The organism is Pseudomonas sp. HMWF021, from assembly GCF_003061005.1.
In the GTDB taxonomy this organism is placed as follows: domain Bacteria; phylum Pseudomonadota; class Gammaproteobacteria; order Pseudomonadales; family Pseudomonadaceae; genus Aquipseudomonas.
In genome coordinates this window covers 12,632-25,342 of the sequence record NZ_QAIK01000150.1, presented here as the reverse complement: position 1 = coordinate 25,342, position 12,711 = coordinate 12,632, and the positions used below count along the sequence as shown (strand labels likewise).

15 protein-coding genes are annotated in these 12,711 nt (G+C 61.4%); 9 read left to right on the top strand and 6 right to left on the bottom strand.

The genetic code is table 11. The features are described from left to right. The 7 genes from DBR18_RS21545 to DBR18_RS21515 form a co-directional block, all read left to right on the top strand. A partial coding sequence (locus tag DBR18_RS21545; RefSeq protein WP_177482417.1) for a formate dehydrogenase accessory sulfurtransferase FdhD occupies nucleotides 1-496 on the top strand: 496 nt, incomplete at its 5' end. Then, nucleotides 493-978: a cyclic pyranopterin monophosphate synthase MoaC gene (gene moaC, locus DBR18_RS21540; RefSeq protein WP_108591835.1), complete on the top strand. Its 486-nt coding sequence runs from the start codon at nucleotides 493-495 to the stop codon at nucleotides 976-978. The genes DBR18_RS21545 and moaC, both read left to right, overlap by 4 nt. Further along, nucleotides 975-1,226, top strand: a complete 252-nt coding sequence (locus tag DBR18_RS21535) for a MoaD/ThiS family protein (protein ID WP_108591834.1) — start codon at nucleotides 975-977, stop codon at nucleotides 1,224-1,226. Before moaC ends, DBR18_RS21535 begins: the two co-directional genes overlap by 4 nt. 2 nt (nucleotides 1,227-1,228) lie before the next feature. Further along, nucleotides 1,229-1,690, top strand: coding sequence for a molybdopterin synthase catalytic subunit MoaE (gene moaE, locus DBR18_RS21530; protein WP_108591833.1), 462 nt, complete (start codon nucleotides 1,229-1,231; stop codon nucleotides 1,688-1,690). A 189-nt stretch (nucleotides 1,691-1,879) separates the two neighbouring features. Beyond that, nucleotides 1,880-3,223 carry a chromate efflux transporter gene (gene chrA, locus DBR18_RS21525; RefSeq protein WP_108591832.1) on the top strand — a complete coding sequence of 448 codons (1,344 nt, stop codon included), beginning with the start codon at nucleotides 1,880-1,882 and terminating at the stop codon, nucleotides 3,221-3,223. Nucleotides 3,224-3,746: 523 nt separating this feature from the next. Beyond that, a complete protein-coding gene (locus tag DBR18_RS21520) occupies nucleotides 3,747-5,111 on the top strand; it encodes a glutamine synthetase family protein (protein WP_108591831.1) in 1,365 nt (454 codons plus the stop codon). Nucleotides 5,112-5,258: 147 nt separating this feature from the next. Continuing rightward, nucleotides 5,259-6,542: an FAD-binding oxidoreductase gene (locus DBR18_RS21515; protein ID WP_108591830.1), complete on the top strand. Its 1,284-nt coding sequence runs from the start codon at nucleotides 5,259-5,261 to the stop codon at nucleotides 6,540-6,542. A 171-nt stretch (nucleotides 6,543-6,713) separates the two neighbouring features. Here DBR18_RS21515 and DBR18_RS21510 read toward each other — a convergent pair whose 3' ends face one another. Beyond that, nucleotides 6,714-7,499 carry a DeoR/GlpR family DNA-binding transcription regulator gene (locus DBR18_RS21510; RefSeq protein ID WP_108591829.1) on the bottom strand — a complete coding sequence of 262 codons (786 nt, stop codon included), beginning with the start codon at nucleotides 7,497-7,499 and terminating at the stop codon, nucleotides 6,714-6,716. 251 nt (nucleotides 7,500-7,750) lie between these two features. Then, nucleotides 7,751-8,644: a LysR family transcriptional regulator gene (locus tag DBR18_RS21505; protein WP_218277867.1), complete on the bottom strand. Its 894-nt coding sequence runs from the start codon at nucleotides 8,642-8,644 to the stop codon at nucleotides 7,751-7,753. Between the two features lie 85 nt (nucleotides 8,645-8,729). Between DBR18_RS21505 and DBR18_RS21500 the strand changes: the two genes are divergently transcribed. Continuing rightward, nucleotides 8,730-9,506: an NAD(P)H-dependent oxidoreductase gene (locus tag DBR18_RS21500; protein ID WP_108591827.1), complete on the top strand. Its 777-nt coding sequence runs from the start codon at nucleotides 8,730-8,732 to the stop codon at nucleotides 9,504-9,506. Between the two features lie 128 nt (nucleotides 9,507-9,634). Here the strand turns inward: DBR18_RS21500 and DBR18_RS21495 are convergent, their stop codons facing one another. The 3 genes from DBR18_RS21495 to DBR18_RS21485 form a co-directional block, all read right to left on the bottom strand. Further along, nucleotides 9,635-10,654 (bottom strand): AbrB family transcriptional regulator, encoded by a 1,020-nt coding sequence (locus tag DBR18_RS21495; RefSeq protein ID WP_108591826.1) that lies wholly within the window; start codon nucleotides 10,652-10,654, stop codon nucleotides 9,635-9,637. Between the two features lie 139 nt (nucleotides 10,655-10,793). Then, nucleotides 10,794-11,216, bottom strand: coding sequence for an HD domain-containing protein (locus tag DBR18_RS21490; protein ID WP_108591825.1), 423 nt, complete (start codon nucleotides 11,214-11,216; stop codon nucleotides 10,794-10,796). A gap of 15 nt (nucleotides 11,217-11,231) precedes the next feature. Next, entirely contained in the window at nucleotides 11,232-11,621 is a 390-nt protein-coding gene (locus DBR18_RS21485; RefSeq protein WP_108591824.1) for a hypothetical protein, read from the bottom strand. 166 nt (nucleotides 11,622-11,787) lie between these two features. Here DBR18_RS21485 and DBR18_RS21480 point away from each other — a divergent pair, with 166 nt between their 5' ends. Continuing rightward, the gene (locus DBR18_RS21480) at nucleotides 11,788-12,219 is read left to right on the top strand and encodes a hypothetical protein (protein WP_108591823.1); all 432 of its coding nucleotides are present in this window, start codon (nucleotides 11,788-11,790) and stop codon (nucleotides 12,217-12,219) included. 77 nt (nucleotides 12,220-12,296) lie between these two features. Here DBR18_RS21480 and DBR18_RS21475 read toward each other — a convergent pair whose 3' ends face one another. After that, nucleotides 12,297-12,581, bottom strand: a complete 285-nt coding sequence (locus DBR18_RS21475; RefSeq protein WP_108591822.1) for a hypothetical protein — start codon at nucleotides 12,579-12,581, stop codon at nucleotides 12,297-12,299. Nucleotides 12,582-12,711: the final 130 nt, after the last annotated feature.

The following is a 12,711-nucleotide window of genomic DNA, read 5'->3' as shown; positions in this document are numbered from 1 at the left end:
GCAGATGGCCGGCACCAGCGGTTGCGGCATCTGTGGCGTCGAAGCGCTGGAACAGGCGCTGCCGCAACTGCACATCCTGCAACCCTGCGCCCTGCCGCCCGCCGCGCATTTCGACGGCATCCGCCAACGCATCGAACAGGCCCAGCAACTGGCCCGCAGCAGCGGCGCCCTGCACGCAGCGCTGTACTTCGATGTCAGCGGCGAAGCGCTGCTGTGCCGCGAAGACATCGGCCGGCACAACGCCCTCGACAAGCTGATCGGTGCGATGCAAATCGCCGGGGTCGATGCGCGTCAGGGCTTCGTGGTGGTGACCAGCCGTTGCAGCCTGGAGCTTATCCACAAAGCCGTGCGCGCCCGCCTTGGCACCCTTGTCAGCCTGTCCGCCCCTACGGCGTTGACCGTGCGCTGGGCGCTCAAGCATCGACTCAATCTGATCCACGTTCCGCACCGCAACGCCCCCCGAATCTACAGCCCGATCCAGGAGCTTTCGCCATGAGCAACACCCTCACCCACCTCGACGATCAGGGCCGCGCCAACATGGTCGACGTCAGCGAAAAAGCCGCGACCCGCCGCGAAGCCACGGCGCAAGCCTGGGTGCAGATGCAACCGCAAACCCTGCAGATGATCCAGGCCAACGGTCACCCCAAGGGCGATGTTTTCGCCGTGGCACGCATCGCCGGGATTCAGGCAGCCAAGCGCACTCACGAGCTGATCCCGCTGTGCCATGCGCTGCTGCTCAGTTCGATTCACGTCGAACTCACGGCCTGCGAGCCGGACCGCGTGCAGATCACCAGCACCTGTCGCTTGACCGGACAGACCGGCGTCGAACTCGAAGCCATGACCGCCGCCAGTGTCGCGGCGCTGACGATCTATGACATGTGCAAAGCGGTGGACCGGGCGATGGTCATCGGCGACATCCGCCTGCTCAGCAAACAGGGCGGCCGCTCCGGACACTTCCAATGGGAGGGCGCGCAATGATCCTGATCAACTACTTCGCCAGCTACCGTGATCGCCTCAATCTGGGCGGGGAAAAAATCCCTCTGAACGACAACCTGCGCAGCATTGAGGACGTGCGGCAGATGCTCATGGCCCGTGGTGAGGAATGGCGCGAAGTGCTCGGCTCCGGCAACCTGATGTGTGCGTTGAATCAGGAGCTGTGCCAACCGAGCGCGGCCATCGAGGACTACGACGAGATTGCGTTTTTTCCACCGGTCACCGGAGGCTGAGCATGACGGTTCGAGTGCAGTACAAAAGCTTCGACGTCGGCCAGTTGACCGCCGACCTGCATGCGCGCAATCCACGGGTCGGCGCGGTGGTGAATTTCATCGGTTATGTGCGTGATCTGAACATTGGCCAGAGCGTGAACGAGCTGTTTCTCGAGCACTATCCGGGCATGACCGAAAAGGCCCTCGAACAGATCGCCGAAGAAGCGCGCCAGCGCTGGCCGCTGCTGGGGGTCGAGATCGTGCATCGGGTCGGTGCGCTGGCGGTCAGCGAGCCGATCGTGTTTGTCGGCGTCAGCAGCAAGCACCGGCACATGGCGTTTGAAGCCTGCGCGTTCATCATGGACGTGCTCAAAACCCGCGCGCCGTTCTGGAAGCGTGAGAGCACGGCGCAGGGTTCGCACTGGGTCGAGGGCCGTGAGAGCGATCAGAATGCGGCGCTGCGCTGGAGTCTGGCGCATGCCTGATCCTGCGAGGGAGCTTGGCGAATCGTCGCACCGTCACGTTGGGGCGCCATGCGGCGTCAAAAAAACGGGACTGCTTCGCAGCCCGGCGGGAGCAAGCTCCCTCGCCACAGGTTCAGCTGACCGATAGCACTTTTTCATAAAAGCCTGATTAGATAGCGGCTCCGACAGCATCCACCGCAGGAGCCGCGTTTGAACACCTCACCTGAAGACCTGCCCCGCCCCGCTCCCGTGACCCTGCGCCAGGCGTGGCGCTTCTGGTTCAAGCTCGGCTGCATCGGTTTCGGCGGCCCGGCCGGGCAGATCGCGATCATGCATCAGGAACTGGTCGAGCGCCGGCGCTGGATCTCCGAGCGACGCTTTCTGCATGCGCTCAACTACTGCATGTTGCTGCCCGGCCCCGAGGCCCAGCAACTGGCAACGTACATTGGCTGGCTGTTGCATCGCACCTGGGGCGGGGTGATTGCCGGGGCGCTGTTCGTGCTGCCGTCGCTGTTCATCCTGATTGCGCTGTCGTGGGTGTACATCGCGTTTGGCGATGTGCCGGTGGTGGCCGGGATCTTCTACGGAATCAAACCGGCGGTGACCGCGATCGTGCTGCACGCCGCGCACCGTATCGGCTCGCGAGCGCTGAAAAACGCTTGGCTGTGGGCCATCGCCGGGGCGTCATTCGTGGCGATCTTCGCCTTTAATCTGCCGTTCCCGCTGATTGTGCTCGGGGCGGCACTGATCGGTTATGTCGGCGGGCGACTGGCGCCAAAACGTTTCGACAACGGCGGCCAACGCAGCAGCGCAAAATCCTTTGGCCCGGCGCTGATCGATGACGACACGCCAACACCTGAACATGCGCGCTTCAGTCTGCCGAAGCTGTGGCGCCTGCTGTTGATCGGCGTGGTGCTGTGGTGTCTGCCGATGGGCTTGCTGACCATGCTGTTCGGCTGGGACGGCACCTTCACGCAAATGGGCTGGTTCTTCACCAAGGCCGCGCTGCTGACTTTTGGCGGTGCTTACGCGGTGTTGCCGTATGTCTATCAGGGCGCAGTCGGTCATTACGGCTGGCTGACGCCCACGCAAATGATCGACGGCCTCGCCCTCGGCGAAACCACGCCCGGGCCGCTGATCATGGTGGTGGCGTTTGTCGGTTTCATCGGCGGTTACCTGCAACCGGCCTTCGGCGCGGAACATGCGTTCGCCGCCGGCGCACTGGCGGCGACGCTGGTGACCTGGTTCACCTTCCTGCCCTCGTTCCTGTTTATCCTCGCCGGCGGGCCGCTGGTGGAATCGACTCACAACGAATTGAAATTCACTGCACCGTTGACCGCGATCACCGCTGCGGTGGTCGGGGTGATTCTCAACCTGGCGTGTTTTTTCGCTTATCACGTGTTCTGGCCGAGCGGTTTTGCCGGGCACGCGGATCTGTTTTCGATCGGACTGGCGTTGCTGGCCGCACTGGCGTTGTTCATTTTCAAGCGCGGCGTGATTGAAGTGTTGATCGTTTGCGCCCTTGCCGGGCTGGGCTTTCATCTGATGCGCTGAACGGCGACCATAACTGCAGGGGCGCAATCAGCGGTTTACACGCCCGCGGATTGCCCCTTACTATCCGGGCACACCGGTCGGCGGGGCCATCCCGCCACCGACGTTTTCCGCCAACGGAAACACGCGTTATGAGTACGTCACCACAACAACCAGAAAGGTTGAACGTCTCCGCTGTGTGCGCCCTCTGTCACAGGGGCCGCGCATGAATCGCATCGTCAATCTCCCCATGGCCCTGCGCCGTTCCAAGCTGCGTCACTCCGCACGCCCGCCGGATATCGCCTGCTGACTCTCTCAGTCAACAAAAACTTTGGATGCATGACCTGTAGTGAGGGGATTTATCCCCGATGGGACGCGAAGCGGCCCCAAAAAAAGCAGGACTGCTGCGCAGTCCATCGGGGATAAATCCCCTCACCACAGGTTTGTGTCACGTCTGACTGATCTCCATTTGATTCCTGCCGAGACGCCATAGGTGCGCCCGGCCCGATTCTGCGCGCCCATACGGCGCCATCGTGAGTGATTGACCATGAAATTCGCAGCCATCGAAGACGCACGCCTGTTCCTTGAACAAAACCCCGATATCGACATGATCGAGCTGTTCATCCTCGACGCCAACGGCGTGCCGCGCGGCAAGCTGTTGCACCGCGAGGAACTGCTGGCAGTCTACGAAAGCGGTCGCCCGCTACCCAGCACCATCCTCGGTCTGACCGTGCAGGGCGAAGACGTGGAAAACTCCGGGCTGGTGTGGGACGTCGGCGATATCGACTGCCGCGCCTACCCGCTCGAAGGCAGTCTGGTGCGCCTGCCGTGGCGGCAGATTCCGACCGCTGCAGTGCAGGTCAGCATGCACCCGACCGAGGGAATGCCGGCGAGCATCGCCGACCCGCGTCATCTGCTGATCAAAGTCATCGACGGCCTCAAGGCCGAGGGTTATCACCCGGTCATGGCGTGCGAGCTGGAGTTCTATCTGCTCGACGCCAAACGTGATCACAACGGTCGCCCGCAACCGGCGCTGGATGCCGACGGTGGCCGACCGCGACACACGCAGGTCTACGGTTTGCGCGAACTGGAGCAGATCGAACCGTTCCTCGCCGACCTCTACAGCGCCTGCAAACTGCACGGCATTCCGGCGCGCACGGCGATCTCCGAGTACGCGCCGGGCCAAGTGGAAATCACCCTTGAACATGGCGACGCACTGGTCGCGATGGATCAGGCGGTGCGTTACAAACGCCTGGTCAAAGCCGTGGCGCACAAGCACGGCATGCAGGCGACATTCATGGCCAAACCGTTCGATGATCTGGCCGGCACCGGCATGCACATGCACGTCAGTCTTGCCGATGGCGAGGGGCGCAATCTGTTCGCCGCCGAGGACCCGGCCGGCACCCCGCTGCTGCGCACCGCGATTGGCGGCATGCTCGCTTCGCTGCTCGATACGCTGCTGCTGTTCTGCCCCAACGCCAACTCTTACCGCCGCTTTCAGGCCAACAGCTACGCGCCATTGGCGCCGACCTGGGGCGTCGACAACCGCACCGTCAGCCTGCGCGTACCGGGCGGCCCGGCCAACACCCGGCACATCGAACACCGCATCTGCGGCGCCGACGCCAACCCATATCTGGCGGCAGCGGCGATCCTCGCCGGCATCCATCGCGGGATTCGCGAAAACCTTGATCCGGGTGCGCCGGTCGAGGGCAATGGCTATGCGCAGGCCAAGGAATTGCTGCCGACCGACTGGCTGACTTCACTGCAGGCGCTGGAAAACTCTGCGTGGGCGCGGGATGCCTTGGGCCAGGCATTTCTCGAGGTGTATCTGGCAGTGAAGCGTGCCGAGTACCGGCAGTTCATGGCCGAGGTCGGTGAGCAGGATTGGCGCTGGTATCTGACCGAAGCCTGACATACACCCTAAATTCTGTGGGAGCTGGCTTGCCAGCGATGGGGCCGGCAAATTCAGCATCTCTGGTGACTGATACTCCGCTATCGCTGGCAAGCCAGCTCCCACAGGGTCCTCGATTTGACTCCCGAATTTTGTGTGGACACCGACATGACCCAACGCTGCAATTCCTACTACACCGCCACCCTCAACCAGGACACCGACTACCCGACCCTGCAAGGCCGACATCAAGTCGATGTGGTGATCATCGGCGGCGGTTTCACCGGCGTTGCCACCGCCGTCGAACTCGCCGAAAAAGGCCTGAAAGTCGCCATCGTCGAGAGCAACAAGATCGGCTGGGGCGCCACCGGGCGCAATGGCGGTCAAGTCACCGGCAGCCTTTCCGGCGACGGCGCAATGCGCAAACAGATGCGCCCGAAACTCGGCGATGAGGTCGACGATTTTATCTGGCACCTGCGCTGGCGCGGGCATGAAATCATCCGGCAGCGGGTCGAGAAATATGCCATCCAGTGCGACCTCAAGCACGGCCATCTGCACGCCGCCTACAAGCCGAGCCACATGGACGGTTTGCGCAATGATTACGACGAAGCCGTGCGCCGTGGCCTGGCCGATGAAGTCAGCCTGCTCGACCGCAGTCAGGTGCGCGACCTGCTGCAAAGCGACCTCTACCACGGCGCGATCAAGAACACCCGCAACATGCACTTGCACCCGCTCAACCTGTGCATTGGCGAAGCGCGGGCGGCGGAGAGTCTCGGTGCGCTGATCTTCGAGAACAGCGAGGTGCTGGAAATCATTCACGGCAAAACCCCAGGCGTGCGCACCGCCCACGGCCAGATCGACGCCAATCAGGTGATGCTCGCCGGCGACGTCTATCACAAGCTCGAACCGGGTCAGCTCAAGGGCAAGATTTTCCCGGCCATGGGCGGCATCGTCACCACCGCGCCGCTGGGTGATCTGGCGCGGCAGATCAACCCTGAAGATCTGGCGGTGTACGACTGCCGTTTCGTCCTCGACTACTACCGCCTCACCGCTGACGGTCGTTTGCTGTTCGGCGGCGGCGCCAACTACAGCGGCAAGGATTCAAGAGACATCGCCGCCGAACTGCGCCCATGCATCGAGCAGACCTTCCCGGCGCTCAAAGGGGTGCAGATCGACTACCAGTGGAGCTGCGCGATGGGCATCGTGATCAACCGCATCCCGCAACTGGGCAAGCTCTCGGACAACGTCTGGTATTGCCAGGGCTACTCGGGACACGGCATCGCCACCACCCACATCATGGGCGAAATCATGAGCCGGGCGATCACCGGGCAGATGGAGCAGTTCGACACGTTTGCGCAGTGCCAGCACATTCGCGTGCCGATGGGGGATCTGCTGGGCAACCCGTTGCTGGCGGCGGGAATGTGGTATTACCAGATGCTCGAACGCCTTCGCTGACACCCCGATCCCTGTAGGAGCTGCCGCAGGCTGCGATCTTTTGACTTTGTTTTTAAGATCAAGATCAAAAGATCGCAGCCTTCGGCAGCTCCTACAGTGTCCGTGCGGTACATCTAAAACCTGTGGGAGCTGGTTTGCCAGCGATGAGGCCATCAGCCGCAACGCAAAATCTCAATCAGGCAACTGCTCCACCACAATCCCCAACCGCCGATAATCCTCGACACTCCCCGACGCCACATGACGCTCGGTAATCAGCGTATGCAGGCGAGTGCACGAAGCCACCACAAACGGCTCCACCGCCCCCAGCTTGTCCGCCGTGGTCACCGCAATCACCCGCGTCGCGCTGTCGAGCAGCGCCTGCTTCACCGGAACTTCATCGAAATGCAGCGAGGTGATGCCCACCTCCGGATGTATCGCACAGACGCCGGTAAACGCCAGATCCGCCTTGATCCCCGCCAGCAGTCGCACTGCCTCATGCCCGCCAGCCGACATCGTGCGCGGGTTCAGTTGTCCGCCGGCCAGAATCACCTTCACACCCTTGTATTCGGACAAGGCAATGGCGGTCATCGGCGCCGCCGTCACCGCCGTGATGCGAACATCCGCACGCAACGAGCGCGCCACTTGCAGCGTGGTGGAGCCGGAATCGAACAGCACGATCTGCCCGTCCTCAACTTTCTGCGCCGCCAGTTGCGCCAGACGTACTTTCACTTCATCGGTTTCCTCCAGCCGGGTGAAGTAATCCTTGCCACTGTCCTTGGGCCTTGGCAGCGCCCCGCCATGCACGCGCTGCACCAGGCCGGCATTGTCCAGTTCGGCGAGATCACGGCGGATGGTGTCCTCGGACACGGCAAAATGCTGGCTCAACTCAGAGGCCATGACCTTGCCGTCGCGTTCGAGAATCAGAAGGATTTTCTGCCGACGCAGGGACGGCAGTTCGGTGACCGAATGATCGCGCATGGTTTTGCCTGTTTATGCTTGTAGTTGCAGGTTTGCCGAGACTAGCGAAAGCCCCGAACAAACACAAACCGGCCGGTATCAATTGTTTCGATCATTGGAATCAACAAGCCGAATTTTTTGTTTGCCATGCGCCTGTTCAGAATGGCCTCACTTTAAAAAGGCTCAGGATGAACAGCTGATGAATCTCAATTTCGCGTTTGCGTGCATGATCGTGGTGTCTTTTGCGATTGCTCTGGGTCACGCCTGATACATCACACCGACGCCGCCAGATGCTCGCGGAGCCATTTGTGTGCCGGATCCCGGTGCGCGCGCTCGCCCCAGAACATCGCCATTTCGTAGCCCGGGACCTGCAACGGCGCGTCGACCACCTGCAACGCCGGATTGCCGCGCACCAGCCGTGACGGCAGCATCGCCACCAGATCGGTGCTCGCCAGCACCGACATCACCATCAGAAAGTGCGGCACCGACAACACCACTTTGCGCGCCAGACTGACCTCGGCCAGCGCCTTGTCGGTCACCCCGAAAAAGCCCCCTCCCTCGCGCGACACCATCACGTGCTCCAGCGCGCAGAACTGTTCGCGAGTCGGTTTACGCTTCAACCCCGGATGCCCAACACGCCCTGCAAGCACGTAATGCTCGGTGAACAGCACCCGCTGATGCAGGTCCAGCGGCGCCTCTTCGGTGATGTGCAGCGCCAGGTCAAACACGCCCTGCTCTGCCTGCTTCACTAACTGCGCCGGCATCAAGTCGAGCACCGCCAGCCGCGTGCCCGGTGCCTGAGTGCGCAAACCGCTGAGGGCCGGCAGCACCACCGTCGATTCACCGTAATCGGTCGCCGCGATTTTCCAGATGTGGCGGGCCTGCGCCGGATCGAAGGCGCTGGCCGGCGCGACTGCCCGCTCGAGTGCTTCCAGCGCTTCACGCAACGGCTCGCGCAGTTCATCGGCCCTCGCGGTTGGCCGCATGCCCCGTGGCCCGGGCAGTAACAGCGGATCGCCGAAGATCTCACGCAGCTTGGCCAGGTGCACGCTCACCGACGGCTGCGACAGGTTGAGGCGCTCGGCCGCGCGGGTCACGTTGTGCTCGGCGAGCAACACATCGAGGGTCAACAACAGGTTGGTATCCAGTCGTCTTAAATTATTCATGGCTATACCAGACATATCAGACATTCATTTCCAATATACCTGGGGAGCGTCGATCCTGCTGTCATTCAGCAACCGGAGCTTCAACATGAACGTATTACTGGTCTACGCCCACCCTGAACCGACTTCCCTCAACGGCTCGATTCGGGACTTCACCGTGCAGCGCCTGCAAGCCGCGGGGCACACCGTGCAGGTTTCCGATCTCTACGCGATGAGCTGGAAAGCCACCCTTGACGCCGAAGACGCCCCCGAGCGCGATCCGCGTCAACCATTCCACGCCTCGCTCGATTCGAAACGGGCCTACGCGCAAGGTACGCAGTCCGCTGACATCACGCGGGAACAGGAGAAGCTGTTGTGGGCCGACGCGTTGATCCTGCAATTCCCACTCTGGTGGTTCACGATGCCGGCGATCCTCAAGGGTTGGGTCGATCGCGTCTACGCCTATGGATTTGGCTACGGCGTCGGCGAACACTCCGACAGCCGTTGGGGCGAGCGCTACGGCGAAGGCAAGATGAAGGGCAAGCGCGCGATGCTGATGGTCACCACCGGTGGCTGGGAATCGCACTACGCCCCGCGCGGGATCAATGGATCGATGGATGATCTGCTGTTTCCGATCCAGCACGGGATTCTGTACTACCCAGGCTTCGAGGTGGTGCCGCCGTTTGTGGTGTATCGCACCAGCCGGATGGATGCGGCGCGATTTGCCCAGACGTGTGATGAGTTGGGGCGTCGCCTGGATGAGTTGTGGAGCACGCGGCCGATTGCGTATCGGCAGCAGAATGCGGGGGATTATGAGATTCCGGCGTTGACGCTCAAGGATGATGTCGCTCCTGGTGAGGAAGGCTTCGCCGCGCATCTGCGTTGATGCCCGGAAAAGATCGCAGCCTTCGGCAGCTCCTACACAGGAATTACGCTTTCCCTGTAGGAGCTGCCGAAGGCTGCGATCTTTTGCTTTTAATATGCCGGTCGCGCACCGGCCCGGCGAGGGCGTGATCAGCTTTCCTCCCGCACGCGCCGCACCTGCACCAGCAACGCCGGCGCAAAATGCAGCACCACCATCCGCGCCAGATGATGCGTGAGGATAAACACCACATTCAGCTCGCCGGCAAACGCGACAATCGCAATCGTCTCGATTGCGCCCGGCATGTACGCCAGCCACAGCGACAACGGATCACTGTTCAACCAGCGCGCCGCCACTTCGGCGAAAACCGCCGCCACCACGATCATCAATCCGACCGACACCAGCGCCGTGCGGCCATGCCGGCCCAATTCCGCAACACCCAACCCCTGAAAGCGCGAGCCGATCCGCACGCCCAGAATCAGCGCCGCCAGGTTCAGGCTCCAGTCCGGCATGTGGAAGCCGTGCAGCCATCCCGATTTCACAAACACCGCCGTCAGCAGGATCGCCGTCAACATGAACGGCGCCGGCACGCCGATCACCAACAGCAATCGCCCGATGATGATGCTCAAACTGATCAGCGCCAGCACCGTCAACGCCATGCCCGTGCTCAATGGAGCGCTTTCCATCACGGCCACCGAGGCATGCCCGGGAATCAGAAAGCTCACCAGCACCGTGATCAACAGCAAGCGCATCAGGTGGACGATGATGACTTTGCTCGAAGCTTTTTCCGATTCCAGCAGATCGAATACCGCCGCCAATGCGCCGGGATAAACAGCCAGCAGCGCATCGGTGCGATTCCATCCCGCGCCGCGAGTCAGCCACCATCCGGCCAGAGCAATCTGCACCGTCAGACACAGCAGCAAGACACCAAGGCTTGGCAACATCGCCGAAGCCGTCGCACTGTCCCACGCCTCGAACATCAGCCCGGTGGCGATGCCCAGCGTGACCTGGATGTAGCCCAGACCATAAGGGGTTGCGGGGGCAAAACCGGTGCGAGTGGTGACCAGCGCGGCAACGAGGATCGCCCCCAGCAACAGGCCATGAGGAACACCGCTGACCTGCAACGCAGCGCCAACGGCTGCTGCGATCAACAAACACAGAATCGATTTCATATTCGCCTTCCTGGCTATTTCCCTGAGGTATCCCACCCCCTGTAGGAGCTGCCGCAGGCTGCGATCTTTTGATCTTGCCTCTAAAATCAAAGTCAAAAGATCGCAGCCTTCGGCAGCTCCTACAGGGGGGGATTCGTTCTTACGTGCGCAAGCGCCCGATCGCGCGGCGGTATTTCTCGATCCGCTCCAGATCCTCCCAACTTGGCGAGGCAATCCGCGACAGGTCGCTGTTCTCCTCCAGATCCGCCAGTTTCACCACCCGGCCAATCGGGTTCTGCTCCGCACGCTCGACAAAATCCTCGTAGGACTCGCCCGGCACTTTGGTCACGGATTCGATAGCGTCCAGCACCTCTTCACTAAAACCTTCCTTGCGCAAATCATCGAGGCTGATGCCGCAATCCTCCACCACGTCGTGCAGCACGGCGACGATGCGTTCCTCCGGCGTGGTCATGCGCAACATGACTTTCAGCGGATGCAGAATGTACGGCGCGCCGCCCTTGTCCACCTGCCCGGCATGCGCGGTGGCAGCGAGGGCAATGGCGCGTTCGAGTGTCTGGGTCATGGAAGTCTCCGTGGGTTAAACGCCGTAGCGGCCGCCGACGTGGATATTGCGTTTGAGCCAACTGCCGATCGCTTTCAATCGTCCGACTGGCTTGGCTGGCCCGGAATGACGTTGAAGAATCAGAGAGACCACGGTGGCCTGATCGGCTTTCGGATGGGCATCGATCAACTCGGCAACCCACGCGCAGTCAGCCTTTCTCAGGTGTTCACGCCACTCGCCCGGCCAAGCGTCCAGCTCATTGAGCGCCAACCACCGCGCACCGCCATGTTCCATGTGCCCGCCGGAAATCGACTGCTCGAAACAGAAAGGCGAATCTGGCTTTGCAGGGTCAATGTGAAACAGATAGATGTCGTGAAAAGGATGCTGCGAGGGGAGCGCGTTATTGCGGCTGCCGATTTCGATCATGGGCAATGTTCCAATCCTTGGGCGCTGAATGTTTCCGATTGTTTCGCAGTGTACGCCACGGGAGCAAATCAAAAACCCGATGGAACCTCCCTCCTCCGCGCCATCTCGAAACTTTAAAGCGCCAAAAACTTCGATCAGACCCGGCGCCCCTGAAGAGGAAACTCCGATGAACATTCGCTTCCTGCTTCTGATCGCCACCTTTGCCGTCATCCCCACCTGCGTCATGGCCGAAGGCTGCGATGTACAGACCCAATCCTCCAGCGCCTCGGTGCCAGCGGTGGAAACCCACAGCTGCTACGAATACGAAGGCATGCCCGTCGGCTCCATCGACTGGTCGTGCAGCAACGAAAGCAAAGACATGCTCAGCAGTACGAAAACCAAGGTCGACCATTGTGCCGATCACTATCAGGCCACGTGTATCGCCACGATCACCCAGGAATCCCTGGCCAACCCGCACTCCACCAGCAATGACAAAAATGCCAAGGCGCTGAACATCCCCGATAACGCCCAAGTGACCACGTATTACTACGACGTGGAGCATTTGGCCCAGGCGCGAATTGACTGTGAGAATGGTGGCGGGCATTGGAAGGTGAAGTAAGCGTTTGATATCCGTGTTTGCAACAGGCAAAGAAAAGCCCGGCTCTAAAAACCGGGCTTTTTAGTGCGCAACATCCGTTAACCACCGCCGTTACCCCCACTGCTGCTACCGGTCGGTTGACCCGCAGGGCTGGGCTTGGAGGCAGAAGGCACCGGCCCATTGTCGGTCTTGCCACCATCACCACCTTTAGGCAGCGAATTGGCATCCGGATCGGCATTGGTGGCAGGGGACGCCGGGTCGCGAGTCTGGCTGTTGCCGTCGTTCGCCGTTGGGGTCGGCGTCTCGCTGGCCGCAATCGCGTACAGCGAACTGCCGGACAGCAATGCCGCGAGGGTAAACACCGCAATTTTATGGTTCAGCATGGTGGCTCTTCCTTTGCGTGGTGAGTTACAGCATTGGAAGAAGGCCTGTGCCGAAGGTGCAGTGTGTCGGACGAATGGTTATCGCCCAGTCATTCCGCGCAGTTTCAATATCTGAAAACTTCGTAGGAAA